This window comes from Aquicoccus sp., from assembly GCF_041686535.1.
In the GTDB taxonomy this organism is placed as follows: domain Bacteria; phylum Pseudomonadota; class Alphaproteobacteria; order Rhodobacterales; family Rhodobacteraceae; genus Aquicoccus.
The window spans coordinates 24163-44934 of sequence record NZ_JAWLDS010000019.1 but is presented as its reverse complement, the minus strand read 5'-3'; the positions used below and the strand labels follow the sequence as shown (position 1 = coordinate 44934).

Genomic DNA, 20772 nt, shown 5'->3' with positions numbered 1-20772 from the left:
CTGCGCGACGAGGGCATCCGCCATGACGTGATCGACGCCTGCCTTGCCATGGAGGGCAATGACGATCTCACCCTTCTGGTGAAACGCGCCGAGGCGCTGGCCGATTTCCTCAAGACCGACGATGGCGACAACCTGCTTCAGGGCTTCAAGCGCGCCAACAACATTCTCACCCAGGCCGAGGAAAAGGACGGGGTGGAATATTCCTTTGGCGCGGATGTGAAATTCGCCGATACGCAAGAGGAAAAAACCCTCTTCGCCGCGCTCGACAATGCCGAGCCCGAGATCGCCGCGGCCTTGAAATCCGAGGATTTCGCCGCCGCCATGGCCGCCATGGCCCGGCTGCGCGCGCCCACGGACGCGTTTTTCGAGGCGGTGCAGGTCAATGACGAGAACGATGTGCTGCGCCGCAACCGCCTCAACCTGCTGAGCCGCATCCGCACGCTCTGCCTCTCGGTCGCCGATCTCACCCGCATCCAGGGCTGACAGCTTCCCCGGGCTTCATCTTGCCCCAAATACTCCGGGGGTAGGCGGCAAAACGCACCGCGTTTTGCGCCGCGGGGGCTGGCCCCCGTCGCCCTCGCCTCCGCGCGGTCGGCTCAGGCGTCGCGCAGGACGTGAACCGCCCGGTCGGCCAGCATGTCCTTCACCGCCGCGCCATAGGCTTTCATGTGCGGGGCTGCCGCATGGGCCTGCAGCGCCACCATGTTTTCCCATTTCTCGACCACCGCGAACGTGTCGGGGCCAAGCGGCGCCTGGAAGCCTCCGGCATCCTCGGCATCCACCACCGCGCGATACTCGATGCAGCCGTCCTCGGCCTCGACCGCCGGCACGTTGGCGCGGAACTTTTCCAGCACCGCGTCGCGCTGCCCGGGTTTGGCGGTGATGACCGCGAAGACGTGAACCATGCCCATTCCTGTTTCCTTCCTCACTCGCTGATTGCTGTGCCCGAGCATGGGCGCGACCGCGGCGGGGTTCAAGCTTTTGCTTGCCTGACCATCATGTGCGCGTATTCTGCGCCCCAAAGCAAAGGATGCCGCGTTGCAGCAGGACGACTCCCATATAACCCTGATCACCCCCACCGCACCGGTCGCGACGGCAACCCATGGCGGGCGGGCGAAATGCCTGCAACGCCTGGTGCGGCTCGATCTGCCGGTGCCGCGCACCGTTGCGCTCTCCTTCGACGCGGTCCACCGGATCGCCGCGGGGCAGATGCCCGAGATGGACGAATTGCTCGCTCCGTTCGGCGACACCGCCCTCCTGTGCGTGCGCCCCTCGTCGGAAGACCCCGATTGGGGCGGGCCGGGCGCGGTGCTCAATATCGGCATGAACGATGCGGTCCATGCCGATTTCGCCGAGCGCCTGGGTCGCGAGGCCGCGGCCACGCTCTATCTGCGCTTCGTGCAGGCCTATGCAATCCATGTCGCACGCCTCGATCCCGATACGTTCGAAAGCATCACCCAGACCGGCTCCGAGGGGCTCGCCGAGGCGCTGGATGCCTATGAGGACGAGGCCGAAGAGGCGTTTCCCCAGGACGCGTCGGTCCAGCTTGCCGCCGTCCTTCGCTCCATGGCCCGCGCCTGGGAGGGCACGACCGCGCGGCTCCTGCGCCAGGCCAAGGGCGCGCCCGTTGATGCGGGGCTGGGCCTCGTGGTGCAGGAAATGGTCCTTGGCGTGGGGCAGGGCGAATCCGGCTCGGGCGTGATCCAGCTTGTCAGCAGCGCAACTGGCCTGCCCCAGATCACCGGTCGTTACCTCTCGCAAAGCCAGGGCCGCGACGCGCTCGAGGGCGAGGCGTCACTCTATCTCGAACGCGACCCGCGCGGACCCTCGCTCGAGGAACTGGCGCCGGACGCGTTTGCCGACCTGATCGAATATACCAAGCTCATGCGCGTCAAGCTGCGCGCCGAGATGCAGGCCGAGTTCACCATCGAGAACGGCAAGGTCTGGCTGCTCGACGGGGTGCGCGTGCCGCGTTCGACCCGTGCCGCCGTGCGCATCGCCGTGCAACTGGCCGAGGACGGGATCATCCCGCCGCAAGAGGCGTTGATGCGTGTCGATCCGCGCATGTTGAGCGAGCTTCTGCACCGGCAGGTCGATCCCAACGCGCCGCGCGATCGTCTGGCCCGCGGAATCGCGGCCAGCCCGGGGGCCGCGACCGGCCGGATCGTCTTTTCCGCCTCCGAGGCCCAGGCCAGCGCCTCGCGCGATGAGCCTTGCATCCTCGTGCGCCGCGAAACCTCGCCCGAGGACATCCGCGGCATGCATGCCGCCGTCGCGGTGCTGACCGAACGCGGGGGCATGACGTCACATGCGGCGGTGATCGGGCGCGGGCTGGGCCTGCCCTGTGTCGTCGGCGCATCGGAATTGCGCTTTCACCTGCGCAAGAAAACGCTCACCGCCCCGGATGGGCGCGTTTTGCGCGCGGGCGACGTGATCACCGTCGACGGCACCTCGGGAGAGATCCTTGCCGGGGCTGCGCCGCTCCTGGAATCGGCGCAGGACGACACGTTCCAGACGCTCATGGGATGGGCCGATGCCGAGCGCGACATCGCCGTGCGTGCCAATGCCGACACCCCCGCCGACGCGCTCACCGCGCGCAATTTCAAGGCCGAAGGGATCGGGCTGTGCCGGACCGAGCACATGTTCTTCGAGACCGACCGCCTGATCGTGATGCGCGAGATGATCTTTGCCAACACCGCGCAGGACAGGCGCGCGGCGCTGGAACGGCTCTTGCCGATGCAACGCGCCGATTTCACCGAACTCTTTCACATCATGCAGGGGCAGCCGGTCTGCATCCGCCTGCTTGACCCGCCGCTGCATGAATTCCTGCCGCATGATCGTGCCGGCCACCGTGAACTGGCCGATGCGCTCGACCTGCCGCTGTCGGATGTGACCCGCCGGGTCGAGGCGCTGGGCGAATACAACCCCATGCTGGGCATGCGCGGCGTGCGCCTCGGGATCACCGTGCCCGAGATCTACGACATGCAGGCCCGCGCCATCTTCGAAGCTACGATCGAGGCGAGCCGCGACGGCGCCCCGGTGGTGCCGGAGATCATGATCCCGCTGGTTTCCGCCAAGCGCGAGGTCGAGCTGGTCAAGACCCATATCGACGCCATCGCGGCCGCGGTGCGCAACGAGACCGGGCAGGATTTCGACTATCGCATCGGGGTCATGGTCGAAACGCCCCGCGCGGCGTTGCGCGCGGGCGATATCGCGCCGCATTGCGCCTTTCTCAGCTTCGGCACCAACGATCTGACCCAGATGACCTATGGGCTGTCGCGCGATGACGCGGGCCGGTTCATGTCGACCTATGTGCAACAGGGTGTCTTTCCCGAGGACCCGTTTCACACCCTCGATCAGGAGGGCGTGGGGGAACTTCTGCGCCTTGCCGCCGAACGCGGCCGCGCGGCGCATCCCGACCTGGTGCTCTCGATCTGCGGCGAACATGGTGGCAGCCCCGAATCAATAGACTTCTGCCGCGCGGCCGGATTCGACTATGTTTCCTGCTCTCCGTTCCGGGTGCCTGTCGCTCGGCTTGCCGCGGCACAGATCGCCGTGCGCGACAAGATCGGGTAGCAGGCGCCCCATCGTCGGCAATATCGTGCAGGTGCCCATAACAGGTGGGACAGTTTGGCAACACTGCGCCACGTCGCGAAAAGTGACCAAACTGGACGTTCGGGCAAAACTTGACTAAATAACCGTCGGTTACGAATCCAAGTTCATGTGCTTGTTCAAGTTTGCCACCTGGGGATGTCCGAAATGTCTTTTCTGCCTGCCTTTTTCGTGGCGTTGTTCGCCGCTGCACCCGCTGTTGCCGACACCACGGTCAAACAGCTTTTGACCAAGGAAAAGCGCGCCCTCGCGTCGCTTACCTCGGATCAGGCAAGGGCGCTGCTCGATCCCGTTTCCAACGATTTGCCGCTCTACTCCACCGACTGGCTCGCCTCGCAGCCGCGTGTGAAGGGTGGACCGGAATGGCAATGCCTGGCCGAGGCGCTCTACTTCGAAGCCCGCGGCGAGACCGTCAAGGGCCAGTTCGCGGTGGCCGAGGTGATCATGAACCGTGTCGACAACCCGGATTACCCCGACACGATCTGTAACGTGATCGGACAGGGCACGGGCCGCAAACATGCCTGCCAGTTCTCCTATACCTGCGACGGCAAGAAAGAGGTGATCAACGAGCCGGGCGCATTCAACCGTGTCGGGAAGATCGCCAAGGCGATGGTCGATGGTGCGCCGCGTGTGCTGACAAAGGGGGCGACCCACTATCACACCAAGGCTGTCAATCCGCGCTGGGCGCGTACGTTTCCGCGCACGGCCACGATCGGGTTTCATCACTTCTATCGCCAGCCGACACGCCTTTCGCAAAACTGATCGCTTGCGTCACCGGCCCCCCGGACATCGGATCGCCGCAGCTTCGGGATCGTCGCTGGCATGCCGCAAATCGCGGGTTTCTTGCCGCGCCTCACCCTGTTATGCGCGCCGGGCACGGCTAGACTGGCCTCCGATACCCGAACCCCAAGCCGCCGCCCCGGAGGGCCCAGGCCATGAGCAACGAAATCAAACTCGCCTTCGCCCATCCCGACGCGCGGTCCCGGGCCACCGGCGGTGCCCAACCGCATGACCGGATCTCGCTGCGCGATCACGTGGTCGAAGTCGAAATCGGCGCTTTCCAGTCCGAGCGCGGCAAGACCCAGCGCGTGCAGTTCAACATCGTGGTCGAGGTCTGCCCGCTCGACAGCCTGATCGACGATGATGTCGATCGCATCCTGAGCTATGACAAGGTGACCGAGGCAATTGCCACCGAACTGGCCGCTGAACGGCTCAACCTGCTCGAAACGCTGGCCGAACGCATTGCCGAGCGCATCCTGTTCGAACCGCAGGCCGAGCGCGTCTTTGTCCGTGTCGAGAAACTGGACCGCGGCCCCGGCGCGCTTGGCGTCGAGATCGTGCGCTCGAAGGGCGACCCGGCCCTGTTCACGGCCCCGCCCGAACCGGGGGATCGGCCGCATCCGCAGGTCGTGTTCCTGTCGAATGCGGCCATCGCCGCGCCGCATCTCTCCGCATGGCTTGACCAGCTTGAAGCAGGCGAACACCCGGTGCTGCTTTGCGTTGGCCCGTCCGACTCCGCCATCCCCCGGACCGGCCACGCGATGACCCAACGGCGCATCGACCTGCTGGCCATCGAACAGAATGCCTGGGTGCTGGCCGCGCGCGATCCGCGCTGCGTCGTGGTCGAAACCCGGACCGAGCTCGACTGGGCGATGAAGCAGGGCCAGATCAGCGTCTGGGCCCCCTCCAAGATCGTGCTCGACGCGGTTGACGGTCCTTCGGCCAAGGGCGGCGACGCGGTGGCGCTGGCCCTATGGTTCGCGCGCACGATGGAGGCGGCCGCGTTTCTCGCCATCGGCGAATCCCTGCCGGAAACGCCTGCCGACCTGCCCGGTCGGAGCGTGCCCGCGGATGCGACGCGGCTCTGAAGCTTGCCAATCGTGCTGCAATCGCGCATTTCGTTGCCATGAACGCCTATTTCCGCCCCCTCGTCCAGACCGGTCCGGCGCGGCCCGATGATGCGCTGCCCCTTGCGGGCGGGGTCTGCTGGTTCACCCATGTCGAGGCGCTGCACCGCGACGGACCGTCCGAGATCCGGCCCGCCTCTACGCTCGGTGATGACATGCGCGCCCGGCTCACGGCGCCGCGTCGGCCGATCTGCGGGCTGTCCATGGACACCCCGCGCCTCATGGGTATCCTCAACGTGACCCCCGACAGCTTTTCCGACGGTGGCGCCTTCGACGGATTCGCGCCCGCGCTGCGCCACGCGCTCGGGATGGCCGAAGCGGGGGCCGACATTCTCGACATCGGCGGCGAAAGCACCCGCCCGGGCGCCAGGGAGATCCCCGTCGCGGTGGAGATCTCGCGTACCGAACCGGTGATCCGCGCTGTTGCCTCCCAGATCACGACGCCCATCTCGATCGACACCCGAAAGGAAACCGTGGCCCGCGCCGCCCATGCCGCGGGGGCTGCGCTCGTCAACGACGTGGCTGGCCTCACCTTCGATCCGCTGCTGGCGCCGTTCTGCGCCGCGCAGGGCCTGCCGGTCTGCATCATGCATGCGCAGGGCGACCCCGAGACCATGCAGGACGATCCGCGCTATGACGACGTGTTGCTCGATGTCTATGACTGGCTCTCGGATCGGGTCGGGGCGCTCGAAGGGTTGGGCATCCCGCGTGACCGTATCATCGTCGATCCGGGCATCGGTTTCGGCAAGGCGCTGGAGCATAACCTCGCGCTTCTGAACGGCATCTCGCTCTTTCACGGGCTGGGTTGCCCGATCCTGCTCGGTGCCTCGCGCAAGGGGTTCATCGGCCGCCTGGGCCGTGCGCCCGAGGCCGCCGACCGCGCCCCCGGCTCGATCGCCGTGGCACTGGCCGCCGTTGCGCAGGGGGTGCAAATCCTGCGCGTTCATGATGTAAGCGAAACCGCACAGGCGCTGGCCCTCTGGCGCGCCGTCACGCAAGGACAACCATGACACGCAAGCTTTTCGGCACCGACGGCGTGCGCGGCACCGCCAACACCCATCCCATGACCGCCGAAATGGCGCTCAGGATCGGGGCCGCCGTGGGCCGCTATTTCCGGCAGGACAAATCCGTCGCCCACCGCGTCGTGATCGGCAAGGATACGCGGCTTTCGGGCTACATGTTCGAGAGCGCGCTTACTGCCGGGCTGACCTCGACCGGGATGAACGTGCTGCTCCTCGGCCCCGTGCCCACCCCCGCCGTCGGCCTTCTGACCCACTCGATGCGTGCCGATCTGGGCGTGATGATCTCGGCCTCGCACAACCCGGCCGTCGATAACGGGATCAAGTTCTTCGGCCCCGACGGGTTCAAGCTGTCAGACGAGGCCGAGACCGAGATCGAGGCGCTCATTGAAAAAGGTGTCGAGCCGGTGCAGGCCCGCAATATCGGCCGCGCCAAGCGGATCGACGACGGCCGCTTCCGCTATGCCGAGCGGGTGAAATCCACCTTTCCCGCGGGCCAGCGCCTCGACGGGATCAAGGTGGTGGTCGATTGCGCCAACGGTGCCGCCCACCGCACCGCGCCCGAGGTGCTCTGGGAACTGGGCGCCGAGGTCATCCCCATCGGTGTTTCCCCCGACGGGTTCAACATCAACCAGGATTGCGGCTCGACCAAGCCGCGCATCGCCTCTGAAACCGTGATCTCGCACGGTGCAGACCTGGGCATCTGCCTCGATGGCGACGCCGACCGGGTCATCCTGATCGACGAAACCGGCGCCCCGGCCGACGGTGACCAGATCATGGCGCTTCTTGCCGCCCGCTGGGCCGAGGAGGGGCGGCTCAAGGGCGGGGCGCTGGTCGCCACGGTGATGTCCAATCTCGGGCTTGAACGGTTTCTTGCCGACCGTGGGCTGCGGATCGAACGCACCGCGGTCGGCGATCGCTACGTGGTCGAGCGGATGCGCGCGGGTGGCTTCAACCTCGGCGGCGAGCAATCGGGCCATATCGTGATGACCGACTACGCCACAACGGGTGACGGGTTGATGGCGGGGCTGCAATTCCTGGCCGAGATGGTGCGCACCGGGCATCGTGCCTCGGACCTGGTGAAGAATTTCGAAAAGGTGCCGCAGCTTCTCAAGAACGTGCGGTTCAAGCCCGGCCAGTTGCCGCTCACCGAGGACAGCGTGCAGAAAGCCATTTCCGATGCCGAGGCGCGGCTCGGGGTCCGGGGGCGGCTTCTGATCCGCAAATCGGGAACCGAACCGCTCATCCGGGTCATGGCCGAGTGCGAGGACGAAACACTGCTCAACGCGACCGTCGATCAGGTGGTCGCGGCGGTCGAGGCGACGCTCTAGAGCGTTTCGATTCCGTCGAAACCTGAAACGCTCGCGGGTCCGCTTGCAGCCGAGTGAGTATCCCCGCCCGCGCCGGCGCATGCCCTGCCATGGGCGTTCCTACCCTTGACCATCTGCTGCTTTACAAAGAGTTACATAGCGCACGGACCCCGATGCGCATCCCCCGGCAGCCGGGTGGCAGCCGGGCGGCAGCCGAATGTCACCCCCCACCCCGGTCTTAACCGTTGCTTGCATGTTTGCCCTGCTCAGGGCCGCTACGCATGCCCCGAGTGAATGAAAACAATGGCTTGTCCGTTGCTGGCGCACGATGATCCCCTACGGCGCATGGATTTTTCATCACCAAAGGGTTAATTTTCGCCTCCGAAACGCCGGTTTTGCACCAAGAAGCCCCCGACCAACGGGCCGGGGGCTGTCTGTGCCGCGTTTCTGCGAATCGTGGTCTCAGGGGCGTCTCAGGCCCCTAGATCGCGCCTCAGTTCTTCGACTTGTCGACCATCTTGCCGGCCGAGATCCAGGGCATCATGCCGCGCAGTTTCTCGCCGACTTCCTCGATCTGGTGCGCGTCGTTGATCCGGCGCGTGCCCTTGAAGAAGGGTTGGCCAACGGCATTCTCGGTCATGAAATCACGCACGAACCTGCCGCTCTGGATGTCGTTCAGAACCTCCTTCATCCGCGCCTTGGTCTCGTCATAGGGCAGGATGCGTGGGCCGCTGACATATTCGCCATATTCGGCCGTGTTGGAGATCGAATAGTTCATGTTGGCGATGCCGCCTTCGTAGATCAGGTCGACGATCAGCTTCACTTCGTGCAGGCACTCGAAATAGGCCATTTCCGGCGCATAGCCGGCTTCGACCAGCGTCTCGAACCCCATGCGGATCAGTTCGACCAACCCGCCGCACAGGACCGTTTGCTCGCCAAACAGGTCGGTTTCGCACTCTTCGCGGAAACTGGTTTCGATGACTCCCGAACGGCCACCACCGATGGCCGAGCAGTAGGACAGGCCGATTTCCAGCGCCTTGCCGGTCGCGTCGTTGTTGACCGCGACAAGGCAGGGCACGCCGCCGCCCTTGACGTATTCGCCGCGCACCGTGTGGCCCGGCCCCTTGGGCGCCATCATGAGGACATCGACGCCGGGTTTCGGCTCGATCAGGCCGAAATGCACGTTGAGGCCATGGGCAAAGGCAATCGCGGCGCCTTCGCGCAGGTTGTCATGCACGTATTTGCGGTAGGTCTCGGCCTGCAACTCGTCGGGCATGGTGAACATGATCAGGTCGCACCAGGCCGCCGCTTCGGCGATGCCCATGACCTTGAGGCCCTCGCCCTCGGCCTTCTGGGCGCTGGCGCTGCCTTCGCGCAGGGCCACCACGACGTTCTTGACGCCACTGTCGCGCAGGTTGAGCGCATGGGCGTGGCCCTGGCTGCCATAGCCGAGGATAGCGACCTTCTTGTCCTTGATCAGGTTGATATCGCAATCGCGATCGTAATAGACGCGCATCGGTGCGTTCCTTTCAGTCTGTGTTGATCCTTCGGGGCGATGCTGAGGCCGCCACCACTGATTGGCATCATAGGGCGTCACATGCGTGATATCTTGCTTAAATTGCTCGAACCGGGCAAAGAACAAAATATCAATTCATGAATTATGGGAAATAGTGAGTTTCAATGCTCGACGACACCGACCGCCGCATCCTCCGCCACCTCCAGGCCGCCCCCGACTCCCCCACCACCCACCTCGCCGAACTCTGCGGATTGACGGCGTCGAACTGCTGGCGGCGGCTTGAGCGGATGGAGGAAAAAGGCATCATTCTGGGCCAGGAGATCGTCATCGACTGGCAGGCGCTGGGCTATTCGGTTGAGGTGTCCTTGCGTATCACGCTCGACAAGACACAATCGCGCGCCTTTGACGAATTTCTCTCTGCGGCACGATTGGTCCCTGAAGTCCTTGAAATACAAACGTTTCTTGGCCGGGTTGACACGAGGCTCTCGGTTGTCGCCCGCGACATGCCGCATTATCAGCAGGTCTATCGCGACCGCATTCTGACGCTGCCGCATATCGCCGATATCGAGGCGTTGATGCATGTCGCCCGGATCAAGGCTGACGAGGTTCTGCCGGTATGATCGTGCTTGACGACACCGACCGCGCCATCCTGCGCCATCTCGCCACCGATGCCCGCCTCAGTGCCGGTGTCATTGGCAAACGAATCGGTCTTTCGCAGCCTCAGACATGGCGCCGAATCAAGCGATTGATGGAATCAGGTGTGATTCGAAAACGTCGCCTCGTGCTTGATCGCGAGAAGTTGGGCTTTGGAGTCACGGTGTTTCTGGGCGTGAAACTGGCGACCAAGGGGCGGGTCAGTCTTGAGGATTTCGAACGCGCCGTCTCGGCCATTCCCGAGGTGCAGACGGTCGAGCATGTGCTGGGTCTCTACGATTACCGGCTGCGCGTCGTCGCCCGAGACATCCCTGATTTCGAGCGCATCCTGCGCCGCCGCATCATGACGCTTCCCGGTGCGGGCGGGGTCGAAGCCAATGTGCTTTTGTCGGAAGAAAGGCTCGAAGGACCGATCGGATGACGACTCCTACCCGCGCGCACCCAGCCCAAGCTGCATCATCGCCTTGCGCACCGGTGCCAGTGAATAGATCGCGCCCAAGCCCGCCGCCCGCAGGTCGCGCATGGGTTGGCTTTCGATCATCGACGCGCGATTCAACAGGTCGACCCCGGCGACTCGGGCCATGACCTCGGAGTGCCGGCGACGATGATAAGTTTCGAGCATCTCCTTGCCTCCAAGCCGATCGGGGGCAGATTGCGCAAGATCTAATAGGCATCGCAAATCACTCAACGACATGTTGAGCCCTTGGGCGCCGATGGGCGGCACGACATGGGCGGCCTCGGCGATTAGCGCCACCCGTTCGCCATACATGCGCTCCGCGATCTGGCTGATGATCGGCCACACCGTCCGCCGCGAAGCCAGCGTCAATGGCCCGAAAAGCCCACAAGACCGTGCGCTCATCGCCGCCTCGAAGGCTGGCGTCTTCAACCCGGCAAGCCGCGCGACCTCGGGCCCCCGCTCCATCCACACGACAGCGGCGGAGGGCAACCCTTGGTAATCGGGCAGTGGGACCAGCGTGAAAGGCCCACCCGAGCGATGAATCTCGGTGGAGACATTGTTGTGCGGGATCGGATGCGTAACCGCGAAAGCCAGCGCCTTTTGTCCGTAGCGCGTTGTTTTCACCGGTATTTCGCAGGCCTTGCGCACCGGTGAATTGCGCCCGTCCGCTGCGATGACCAGCCGGACCTGGATACGGCTGCCATCGCTCAACCCGACCCGGGCCCCGGCTTCGCGCGTGAACAGCGAGGTGAAGCCGGTGCCGGGACGGAACTCGACATTCGGCAACTCGTCAAGCCGCGCGACCATCTCTCGGCGCAAAAGCCAATTGGGCAGGTTCCACCCGAACGGAAGATCCGAGATATCGCCTGCGTCGAAGTCCTTTGTGAGCCGAGGTTCTGGCTCCGGGCCGCCCGCATCCACGATCCGCATAATTTGGAGCGGTGCCGCGTGGGGCGCGAGCTTGGACCAAAGCCCTGCAAATTCAAGTAGCTGCCGGGCGGGTTGTAGAAAGGCCGTCGTCCGCAGATCCGATCCCTTGGCGTCACGTTCAGTGACTGGTGGATCGGGATCGACGCACAGAACGGAAAGGCCGGCACTGCCGAAGACCGCCGCGGCAGTCAGCCCCGCGACACCGCCCCCCGAGACAAGAATGTCGAAAGCGAATTCTGACATGCCGCCGCACCTCCTGTGCCATGGCTAGCGGACGGGTTGGCCTGTTTCCAAGCGACCCTCTGCGTGTGCTTCGGTCACCCTTTGGCTACGATTATCAGGACCAGATAGATCAGGGGCACGCTGGCCAGCGCCGGTATGTACAGGCCCGGTATGCCCCATGTGAAGATCGCAGCGCCCCAAATTACAAGAATGACGACGAGAACGAGGATTATTTTCCTGGCCAGGGCCGCCTCGTCACCGTTGTCGTCTGGTGGGGTGTGCAATTTGTCTTGGCCGTTATCGTCCGCCATGCGCGCATCTCCTTGGTTCGAGCACAGGATCTTCTAGTGGTTTGACCTCTGGTTGCCACACGCGGATTGACGCAGCGCGACGTTGTGACCGATTGAAACATGTGCGCCCATCAGTTGACCAGACGCGCGAGAAATCCTGCAAGATCATCCGTGTGATGCTGGACATGCGCAGCACTATGTGGGGTCGGGGCGACATGCACCGTGCGCATTCCAAGAGCATGTGGTACGACAAGATTCCGAGCATCGTCTTCGAACATCGCTGCTTTGAGAGTATCGAGCCTGTCGGCCGAGAAGATACGTTCGAAAGCGCGCTGATCGGGTTTCGGATGAAACCCGGCATGTTCGACGCCGTAAACAGCATCAAACGCGCCCTTGAGGCCGCGCGCGTCGATCACGCGTTCGGCGTAGGGGGCCGAGCCGTTGGTGTAAACGATCTTGCGCCCGGGAAGGGCGTCGATCCGCTCTCGCAGTTCGCGATCCGGCGCAAGAGCTTCGAGCGAGATCTCATGCACCTCTGTCAGGTAGGGGTTTGGGTCGATACCATGTTCCTGCATCAACCCTGCGAGTGTGGTGCCGTATTCGCGCCAATATGTAATGCGCAGGTGGTCGGCCTGGGATCGGTCGACTCCAAGCGTCTCCATCACGAAATTCGTCATTCGCAGCTCGATCTGGTCAAAAAGCCGTACCCCTGGCGGGTAAAGCGTGTTGTCGAGATCGAAGACCCAATGGGTGATGTGAGCAAAGAGATCACGCGGCATCCCCAAGGCTTATTCCACGCGCGATAGCCATGCAAGTGACGTGAGGGTTGAAGCCATGCGTTTTTGACGTTCTAATCCGGTTTTCGGTGCACTCGCGAAAGGAACGGGATGAAAGAGGCGAAAACTGCACAGCGCGATGCCTATTCCCTTATTCTGGAGGCGATTGATCTTGGTGAATTCCGACCCGGAGACCGGCTTGTCGAGAGCGATCTTGCAGAACGTTTTGGGGTATCGAGGACTCCGATACGCGAGGCATTGCAAAGGCTCGAAACCCAGCAATTGCTGACGCGAGACGGGCGAAGCCTGATCATTGCATCGCTTGATCACAACCAGATGGCCGAGCTTTACGTGGTGCGCGCGGAACTGGAGGGGCTTGCGGCGCGGCTGGCAGCGAAACATGCGACAGAAGAGGAAACGCGGGTGCTGCGCGATATGGTCGAGAATGACCGCCATCTGGTGGATGATCCGTCTGCGCTCGCGCGAGCCAACCGGCGGTTTCATCGCCAGCTTCATCTGGCCTCCCACAACCGGTTTCTCATGCAGCAATTGACGCTTGTCCATCAGTCGATGGCCCTTATGGAGACGACCTCCCTTGCGGTCGAAGGCCGGGGCGAGACGGCATTGGCCGAACATGACATGATCGTGCGCGCGATCGAGGAGCGAGACGAAGATGCCGCACAGGCGGCCTTGAAGGATCACATTTCAAGGGCTTTCATGACCCGTCTCAAGCTTGATGCATGTGCCCTCGACGGATGAATGGGGCGCGATTTCGGGTGTTTTCAAGGAATGGCCATGCTGGGTTTTATCCCAGAAAAAGGGGCGAAAAACCAGTTCATATAGTGCCTTGTAGGCCGCAATAGCGCCAAGCGGGAAATAGAAATGCAGTGTTGGCACCCAAGGAAGAAGGTGTCGATGGCGGGGGCCTGACACGGCTGTTGCATTGATCAACACGGTAAGAGCCTCGATCATCAGAAACAGGACGCCGAGATTCACCAGGACGCCGCGAGGCAGGATGGGATCAAGTGGATGCGGAAGCCCGAGCAGAACCAGCCAGAATGACCACAGGAACGGCGCGAGTACGAATTGTGACAAGGCCGTTATGAAATGCGCCTGAAACCCCCAGAATTTCAAATGTCCCATTTGCCGGTAGAAGCTGATCGGATCACGCATATGAACCAGATAAGTGACCATGTACCCCTTGAGCCACCGCGACCTTTGACGCACCCAGGGCCATAGACGGCAATTGGCTTCTTCCCCGGTGGTGGTGTTGATCACCTCGGTTCGATAGCCATGCCTTGCGAGACGAAACCCGAGGTCGGCGTCTTCGGTGACGTTATGCGCATCCCACCCGCCCAGTTCCTCGAGTACGTCGCGGCGAAACCATAGCGTGGTGCCGCCAAGCGGAATGGCGAGGCCGAGTCGTGACATTCCGGGCAACATCAACCGAAACCAGGCGGCATATTCGACAGTAAAGCACCGCGCCAGCCAGTTCTGACGGCTGTTGTAATAGTCGAGGACGCCTTGGAGACAGACGACATCTTCGTCAACGTGAAAGAACCGTTCGACAACGCGGTCGATCTGGTCGGGGTCGGGATCGTCTTCGGCATCCCATATGCCGATAATGTCGCCATCGCAGAAATCGAGCGCATAATTCATGGCGCGTGGTTTCGTCTTGGGCTGTCCTTCCGGGACTTCGACGACGCGCATCCAGGTGGGCAGGTTGCAGTTCGCGATGGTATTGCGCGTCAGGGTGTCGTTTTCTTCCAGCACGAGCACGATATCGAGCAGGGATTTCGGATAGGTTAACTGCCCGAGCCGCCGCACCAGGGCCTGTGCGATCTCGGTTTCCTTGAAAAGCGGCACCAGCACCGAGACCTTGGGAAGCTGGGTTTCGCTTGGGTCAATCGGCGGAGGGACAGGCTCTGGGGGGCGAGACATGTGCGCGACATAGGAGGTGAGCCTAAGCCCGGCCGCGACGAGCAAGGTCAGCGCGACCCATCCCGCGAGCAGGGCGAAGACATGCGTGGGAAAGGCGAATGCCAGCGCCAGCAGAACAGCAAGGCCGCCGAGCGTGACCGCAAGGCGCATCCAGCCGGCCTGGCCCCAGCCCCTGCAGCTCTCCCGAAGTGGCACGCGTGCCGACGCCCTGGCCGTGAGGGTGTCGCGATGAAGCCGGGCGAGCGCGGCCTGGATCTCGGAGGATGTGGCGAGCACCATTTCGGCATGGGGGGCGTCGTCTCCGAGGATCGCCAGGACATGGGCAAAATCCTCGATCCGGGATGCGGCGATGCGCAGGGTGTTGCCATTCATGCGCCAGGGCAGGAGGCTGTGGTTGAGGCAAAGGCGCAGGTCGATGAGACCTGCAATCGCGGGGTCGGGTGGGCTGGCCTCAAGGTCGATGCGGGGAAGGCCGTGGAACCGGGCCAGCGCGCAGGCCATTGTGTCGGCACCGATCAGACCCTCGGAGATCAGGATATGATCGAGCGATGTGCCGAACTGTGCCCTGATATTTCTTGCCGCCAGCAAGTCGGTGGCTGAGACGAGACCGGCCTTTTGCAGGAAGCGCCCCAGATCTTCGGCACTGTGGCTGTTACCGGAAAATGACCGGGCGTGGTGCATGGCAAGTCCTTCCCCTTGGGCGCCTTGGGGCGCTCCCGCCGGGAAAGGATCACTTAATGGGGGTTAATTTTGAGTTAAATCGTCCTGAAAATACGAGAAAATTCAACGCCTCATTGGCATTAAATGGTTAACTTTGGTTAACGGCTGTGACCGGAAGATTGACAAAAACGATGTCATTCGACCGTCTGGACCCGTTTCCCCATCGCTTCGGCAAATCTCTCGAAAAGATAGAAGCTGTCTTGTGGGCCGGGGGAGGCTTCGGGGTGGTATTGAACCGAATAGACCGGGCGGTCGGAAAGGCGGATGCCGCAATTGCTACCATCGAAAAGTGAAACATGGGTTTCCAGAACGCCCTCGGGCAGGGATTGGCTGTCCACGGCAAATCCGTGGTTCATCGAGGTGATCTCGACCTTGCCGGTTTCGAGGTCCTTGACGGGGTGGTTTGCCCCGTGGTGACCGTGGTTCATCTTGACGGTCCTGGCCCCGAGGGCCAGCGCGAGCATCTGGTGGCCAAGGCAGATGCCGAACACGGGCATGTCGCTTTTGTCCAGGATCTCGCGGATCATCGGCACGGCATAGGCGCCGGTTGCGGCCGGATCGCCCGGACCGTTCGACAGGAACAGCCCGTCGGGCGCATGGGCCTGCACATCGTCCGCAGTGGCGGTGGCGGGCAGCACGGTGACATCGCACTCGACCGAGGCCAGGCAGCGCAGGATATTGCGCTTGGCGCCATAGTCGATGGCGACCACCTTGAACCGGGGTTCGGCCTGCCGTGTATAACCCTCGGGCCAGGCCCACCGCATTTCATCCCAGCGGTAGCTTTGCGCGCAGGTCACATCGCGGGCGAGGTCAAGCCCCACCAGCCCGGAGAAACCGCGCGCCCGTGCCACCAGTGCCGCAATGTCGAAATCACCCTGCGGATCGTGGGCCAGCGCCACATGTGGCGCGCCTTGCTGGCGGATGGCGCGAGTGAGGCGGCGCGTATCGACGCCACCAATCGCGATACGCCCGCGCGAGGCAAGCCAATTGGCGAGGGTTTCCGTGGCCCGCCAGTTGCTTGGCTGGGTTGGATCCCATTTGACGACCATCCCTTCGGCCACCGGATCGGCGGTTTCGTCATCCTCGACATTGACGCCGACATTGCCGATATGGGGAAAGGTGAAGGTCACGACCTGCCCGGCATAGGATGGGTCGGTCATGATTTCCTGATAGCCGGTCATCGCAGTGTTGAAGCACAACTCGGCCGTGGTTTCCCCCGTCGCGCCGAAGCCATGGCCGTAGAACACGGTGCCGTCGGCGAGGGCGAGGCAGGCGGTCGGGCGGGGTGGGGTGTCAAGCGCCATGCGCGTCTCTCCGCAGGTTCAAGGGGGAAAACTTCGAGGAAACTAGTGTCGGGGCTTGCGGTGGTCAAGGGGTGGTCTGCCGGCCACGGCGGCAGATGCGGGGCGGTTGTCACGTGCAGTTTGAATGGTTATTGTCCCCCGTTTACGGCAACCATGGGGATGGCCTTAGAGATGGACATGCGAGAGCGGGTCAACACCGCCCTTAAACAGGCGATGAAGGACAAGGCGGTCGATCGTCTTTCGACGCTGCGCCTGATCAATGCCGCGATCAAGGACCGCGATATCGCGGCCCGGGGCGAGGGCAACGAGGCCGGGGTTGGCGACGCGGAAGTGCTTGCGATACTTGGAAAAATGCTCAAGCAGCGACATGAGAGCGCGCGCGCCTATGAAGAGGGCGGGCGGCTCGACCTGGCCGAGCGGGAGCGCGCCGAGGTGGCGGTAATCGAGGAGTTTCTACCCAGGCAGCTGGGAAAAGCCGAGATCGATGTGGCGATCGAGAACGCCATCGCCGAGACCGAGGCGAACTCGATCCGTGACATGGGCAAGGTTATGGGGCTGCTCAAGCAGAAATATGCCGGACAGATGGACTTTGGCGCCGTCGGGTCGAGGATCAAGGACCGGTTGAGCGCCTGACCCGAACCAATCTTAACCATTTCGAAAGCCGGGTTTAACGCCCGGCTTTCGGCGTTTCCCGGGGGGGTGACATCCGGCTGCCGCCCGGCTGCCACCCGGCTGCCGGGGGATGCTTTCCAAATGATTAACCGCAACACGTTAACGTGGCGTGCGCCCTGTCGCGGCGGCGCGGTGCGGTGGCGGGCTCCGTCACGGTGGTCTCAGGTATGATTAACACCCTGTTGGTATTCCCCTTTCCTGCCCGGGTCGCCCTGCGTTCCGGGGCGTGAGTTTCGAGACAGATGGATCGTCCGGGCCACTGGCACGGATTGCGGAAAGGAAACGGGATGAACAAGGCGATTACCGATGGCGTGGTCCTGATGCCGCCGGCCTTTGCGGGTGGGCTCGACGTTTGGTCGAGCGGCGATGGAACCCCGGGGTCGGACACCTATGACAACGCGGCGAACGCCGCCTTCGTGCCTGCGGATCAGGATTTCGGCGGATGCCTGGAACTGCAGAAGGCCGAAAGCGTTCAGCGACTGCGTTACATGGGCGAGACGCCGCTATTGCCCGGGTGCTATCTGCGGGTGAGGGCGCGGGTCAAGGCGATCAGTGGCAACCTGCCGAATGTGCGCATCGCGGCATGGGCGGGCGGCGCGGGGGGCGCGCATGTGCCGGGCCTGACCGAGACCGGCCCGAGCGTGACGCTGACCCAATATGGCGAAGTCGTCGAAGTCAGTGCGATCATCGGTGCGGGACAGCGCACCGGGGTCGACATGGTCTGGGGGGCTGCGCCGCTCTATGGTCATTTCGGGCTCGATCTGACCGGGTCGAATGGCGGTGTGGTGCGGATCGACGATATCGTGATCGAAGATGTCACCCGGGTTTTCCTGCGCGAGATGATGCCCTGGGTCGATGTGCGCGATTACGGGGCGCTGGGTGACGGGGAGACCGACGATCTGCCCGCTTTCGAGGCAGCGGACGCGGCGGCGAACGGGCGCCGGGTGCTGGTTTCCAAGGGCGCGTATTTCCTCGGTGACAGCATGACCTTTGAAAGCCGGGTCCAGTTCGAAGGCACGGTGGACATGCCCGATGCGGCGATCCTGTCGTTGACCAAGGATTTCGATCTGCCGAGTTACATCGACGCTTTCGGTAACGAGGAGTTGGCTTTCAAGAAGGCATTCCAGGCGTTGCTGAACAATTCCGATCACGAGGGGCTCGACATGGGCGGGCGGCGGGTCACCGTGACCGAGCCCATCGACATGCAGGCGGCGGTGGCCAACCGCGATTCCTATGCCCAGCGCCGCCACATTCGCAATGGACAGTTTGACGCTGCGGCCGGCTCGGCCTGGGATACCGATGTGGTGACCAGTCAGGCGACCTATTCAGCCAGCAATGGCACGACATTGACCGGGGTGGTCAACGTGGCGAATATCCCGGTTGGATCGCTTGTCGAAGGCAATGGCGTCGGGCGCGAGGTCTATGTACGTGCCAAGAACGTGGCGACCCAGGAGATCACGTTGAGCCAAGAGCTCTATGATGCGGAGGGGACACAGAATTTCACCTTCCGGCGGTTCAAGTACATCCTCGATTTCAGCGGTTTCGAGCACCTGTCGAAATTCTCTATCTCGGATGTGGAGTTTCAATGTTCGGGCGTGGCGAGCGGCATCCTGCTTGCGCCGACGGGACTGATCTTTCAGCTGCGCGATTGCTTTGTGACGCGGCCCAGGGACCGGTGCATCTCGAGCCATGGCGAGGGGTGCCAGGGGATGTTGATCGACCGCTGCCAGTTCATCTCGGACGAGGGCGGGACGCTCAGCCAGGACCGGGTGTCGATCGTGCTCAACACCAATGGCAACGATGTGAAGCTGCGCAACAACCGGGCATCGAAGTTTCGCCATTTCGCGATCCTGGGCGGGAGCGGGACCATCGTGAGTGGCAATCATTTCTTTCAGGGCGACGGCGCGTCGAACGGCATCCGGACGGCGGGAATCGTCTTTGCCGGAACCAATACGCGCTCGGTGCTTGATGGCAACTACATCGACAATTGCTTCATCGAGTGGACCAACGAATATGACAACGAGCCGGAATTCTCGTCGGAACTGTCGTTCAGCGCGCTCACGATTTCCGACAATTATTTCCTGTGCAGCCATGTCGCGCCGTGGTTCAGCTTCATCGTGGCCAAGCCGCGCGGCGAGGGGCATTTCATCAACGGGATGACGGTGAGCGGCAATCATTTCCGCACCATAGGTGGCACTATCGAGCGGGTCGAGCGGGTGGATACCAGCTTTGCCGATTTCGACTATGACCGCATGAAGAACATCACCTTCAATGCGAACATGTACAACCTGATTGATATTGCCACGGAAAACCCGCGGGTAATCAAGCATGTCCAGTCGACCGAGGCGCGGACCTGGGTGATCGAGGGAGCGCCGTCTCTGCCGTTCGGCGGCTATACGCGCACGCTTGAATCGGTTCAGCCGATCGGGGCGCTGCGCAACAGTGCCAATGTCGCGCGGCATGAACAGCCCTATGCCAACCTAAAGCGCGGGCCGGACAATGACCGGGTTGAGCTGGTTTTCGATCAGGCGGTACGTGGCGAGGTAACGCTCAGGCTCAGGATGGACGAAGTGCTCTGAGCACGGTTTCATGGGGTCATGTGGGGCGTCCGTGCGGGCGCCCCTTTCGCAATTCTGGTCGCGCGTTCGGAAACAGTCAGAATGCCCGCCAGAACCCGATCTTGAACCCGGTCTGGACATCTCCCACGAGCCCGCGGGTCATGCCAAGTTCGAGGTGGCTGCGCGCGCCGGTCCGGATCGCCACCGAAGGAGCAAGCCGAATGAAGGACGGATCGCCATGCGACAGCCCGGTCTGAACCTGAAAGATGCTTTTCATGCGATCACCGTGGGACAGGCCAAGCGTTATGTCGGACTTGTAGTCGGTGCGCCCCGAGGCGAGCCGGATCTCGGCGACGCTGTCGATGGCGAACCAGCCTGTTCCTCGCGGATGGACAAAGCCCAGGCCATAGGAGACCCCGGGGCGCAGCGTGGCTTTGCCAGAGACCTGCCCGAGCCCGATCTGCGTGGCGAAGCGGTGCCTGTCGGACCCGATGGGCAGTGGATGCTGCAAGAAGGCGATCGTTTTGGTCGCGCCCGATATGCCATGCCCGATGTCGAGGCCGAGGGTGAGGCGATCGTTGAGGCCATATTCGAGATATGCCGTGGAATAGACCGAGTAGGGGCCTTCGAAACGGGTGGCTGCGACACGGGTTGCCGCCGCCAGGAATACCTCGCCCTTGGCGCGGGGCCATGCCCCGGCAAGGGCAGGCGTTGCGGCGAGAAAGGCAACAAGCAGACAGGCGAGGGCGCGGATCATGGGCTGCCTCCGGATTCGAAGGTCACTATCGGGTAACCTTGGTAAACAGAGGGTTAACCAGATTCGGCTTTCGTTTTTCGCCTGCGGGCTGCTAGGCTCGTCGCGAGTATCCGGAGCGAGGCCATGA

The 20772-nt window shown here is 63.0% G+C and carries 19 protein-coding genes; 11 read left to right on the top strand and 8 right to left on the bottom strand.

Annotated elements, in window-relative coordinates; genetic code table 11:
• Nucleotides 1–483: DALR anticodon-binding domain-containing protein (locus ACESL9_RS06785; protein ID WP_372614269.1), on the top strand; the 483-nt coding region annotated here is incomplete at its 5' end.
• 113 nt (nucleotides 484–596) lie between these two features.
• Here ACESL9_RS06785 and ACESL9_RS06780 read toward each other — a convergent pair.
• Entirely contained in the window at nucleotides 597–911 is a 315-nt protein-coding gene (locus ACESL9_RS06780; RefSeq protein ID WP_372614267.1) for a putative quinol monooxygenase, read from the bottom strand.
• 127 nt (nucleotides 912–1038) lie between these two features.
• On the opposite strand from ACESL9_RS06780, the gene ppdK reads away from it, so the two are divergent.
• The 5 genes from ppdK (at nucleotide 1039) to glmM (ending at nucleotide 7869) form a co-directional block, all read left to right on the top strand.
• Complete coding sequence (gene ppdK, locus ACESL9_RS06775) at nucleotides 1039–3576, top strand: pyruvate, phosphate dikinase (protein ID WP_372614265.1); 2538 nt, start codon at nucleotides 1039–1041, stop codon at nucleotides 3574–3576.
• 183 nt (nucleotides 3577–3759) lie between these two features.
• Nucleotides 3760–4374 (top strand): cell wall hydrolase, encoded by a 615-nt coding sequence (locus ACESL9_RS06770; RefSeq protein WP_372614263.1) that lies wholly within the window; start codon nucleotides 3760–3762, stop codon nucleotides 4372–4374.
• A 173-nt stretch (nucleotides 4375–4547) separates the two neighbouring features.
• On the top strand, nucleotides 4548–5480 hold the full coding sequence (locus tag ACESL9_RS06765) for a dihydroneopterin aldolase (RefSeq protein ID WP_372614261.1): 933 nt from the start codon (nucleotides 4548–4550) through the stop codon (nucleotides 5478–5480).
• Between the two features lie 38 nt (nucleotides 5481–5518).
• On the top strand, nucleotides 5519–6529 hold the full coding sequence (folP, locus tag ACESL9_RS06760) for a dihydropteroate synthase (protein ID WP_372614259.1): 1011 nt from the start codon (nucleotides 5519–5521) through the stop codon (nucleotides 6527–6529).
• Nucleotides 6526–7869, top strand: coding sequence for a phosphoglucosamine mutase (glmM, locus tag ACESL9_RS06755; protein ID WP_372614257.1), 1344 nt, complete (start codon nucleotides 6526–6528; stop codon nucleotides 7867–7869). The genes folP and glmM overlap by 4 nt, the downstream gene beginning before the upstream one ends.
• 472 nt (nucleotides 7870–8341) lie before the next feature.
• Here the strand turns inward: glmM and ilvC are convergent, their stop codons facing one another.
• Nucleotides 8342–9364, bottom strand: coding sequence for a ketol-acid reductoisomerase (ilvC, locus tag ACESL9_RS06750; RefSeq protein ID WP_372614255.1), 1023 nt, complete (start codon nucleotides 9362–9364; stop codon nucleotides 8342–8344).
• A 164-nt stretch (nucleotides 9365–9528) separates the two neighbouring features.
• Between ilvC and ACESL9_RS06745 the strand changes: the two genes are divergently transcribed.
• Together ACESL9_RS06745 and ACESL9_RS06740 are read left to right on the top strand one after the other, a co-directional pair.
• Nucleotides 9529–9984 carry an Lrp/AsnC family transcriptional regulator gene (locus ACESL9_RS06745; RefSeq protein ID WP_372614254.1) on the top strand — a complete coding sequence of 152 codons (456 nt, stop codon included), beginning with the start codon at nucleotides 9529–9531 and terminating at the stop codon, nucleotides 9982–9984.
• Nucleotides 9981–10439 (top strand): Lrp/AsnC family transcriptional regulator, encoded by a 459-nt coding sequence (locus ACESL9_RS06740; RefSeq protein ID WP_372674631.1) that lies wholly within the window; start codon nucleotides 9981–9983, stop codon nucleotides 10437–10439. Before ACESL9_RS06745 ends, ACESL9_RS06740 begins: the two co-directional genes overlap by 4 nt.
• Nucleotides 10440–10445: 6 nt before the next feature.
• Here ACESL9_RS06740 and ACESL9_RS06735 read toward each other — a convergent pair whose 3' ends face one another.
• The 3 genes from ACESL9_RS06735 to ACESL9_RS06725 all read right to left on the bottom strand — a co-directional run bounded on the left by ACESL9_RS06735 (nucleotide 10446) and on the right by ACESL9_RS06725 (nucleotide 12696).
• Nucleotides 10446–11648 carry a UbiH/UbiF family hydroxylase gene (locus tag ACESL9_RS06735; RefSeq protein WP_372614250.1) on the bottom strand — a complete coding sequence of 401 codons (1203 nt, stop codon included), beginning with the start codon at nucleotides 11646–11648 and terminating at the stop codon, nucleotides 10446–10448.
• A 74-nt stretch (nucleotides 11649–11722) separates the two neighbouring features.
• Complete coding sequence (locus ACESL9_RS06730) at nucleotides 11723–11938, bottom strand: hypothetical protein (protein WP_372614248.1); 216 nt, start codon at nucleotides 11936–11938, stop codon at nucleotides 11723–11725.
• Between the two features lie 110 nt (nucleotides 11939–12048).
• Complete coding sequence (locus ACESL9_RS06725; protein ID WP_372674630.1) at nucleotides 12049–12696, bottom strand: pyrimidine 5'-nucleotidase; 648 nt, start codon at nucleotides 12694–12696, stop codon at nucleotides 12049–12051.
• A 108-nt stretch (nucleotides 12697–12804) separates the two neighbouring features.
• On the opposite strand from ACESL9_RS06725, the gene ACESL9_RS06720 reads away from it, so the two are divergent.
• Nucleotides 12805–13452: a GntR family transcriptional regulator gene (locus ACESL9_RS06720; protein WP_372614244.1), complete on the top strand. Its 648-nt coding sequence runs from the start codon at nucleotides 12805–12807 to the stop codon at nucleotides 13450–13452.
• Here ACESL9_RS06720 and ACESL9_RS06715 read toward each other — a convergent pair.
• A complete protein-coding gene (locus ACESL9_RS06715) occupies nucleotides 13399–15315 on the bottom strand; it encodes a glycosyltransferase (protein ID WP_372614242.1) in 1917 nt (638 codons plus the stop codon). The two genes, ACESL9_RS06720 and ACESL9_RS06715, sit on opposite strands and share 54 nt — an antisense overlap.
• 173 nt (nucleotides 15316–15488) lie before the next feature.
• On the bottom strand, nucleotides 15489–16658 hold the full coding sequence (gene carA, locus ACESL9_RS06710) for a glutamine-hydrolyzing carbamoyl-phosphate synthase small subunit (protein WP_372614240.1): 1170 nt from the start codon (nucleotides 16656–16658) through the stop codon (nucleotides 15489–15491).
• A gap of 171 nt (nucleotides 16659–16829) precedes the next feature.
• On the opposite strand from carA, the gene ACESL9_RS06705 reads away from it, so the two are divergent.
• Together ACESL9_RS06705 and ACESL9_RS06700 are read left to right on the top strand one after the other, a co-directional pair.
• On the top strand, nucleotides 16830–17291 hold the full coding sequence (locus ACESL9_RS06705) for a GatB/YqeY domain-containing protein (RefSeq protein WP_372614271.1): 462 nt from the start codon (nucleotides 16830–16832) through the stop codon (nucleotides 17289–17291).
• 326 nt (nucleotides 17292–17617) lie between these two features.
• Nucleotides 17618–19909, top strand: coding sequence for a right-handed parallel beta-helix repeat-containing protein (locus tag ACESL9_RS06700; protein WP_372614238.1), 2292 nt, complete (start codon nucleotides 17618–17620; stop codon nucleotides 19907–19909).
• Between the two features lie 76 nt (nucleotides 19910–19985).
• Here ACESL9_RS06700 and ACESL9_RS06695 read toward each other — a convergent pair whose 3' ends face one another.
• Complete coding sequence (locus ACESL9_RS06695) at nucleotides 19986–20645, bottom strand: hypothetical protein (protein WP_372614236.1); 660 nt, start codon at nucleotides 20643–20645, stop codon at nucleotides 19986–19988.
• Between the last annotated feature and the right edge of the window lie 127 nt (nucleotides 20646–20772).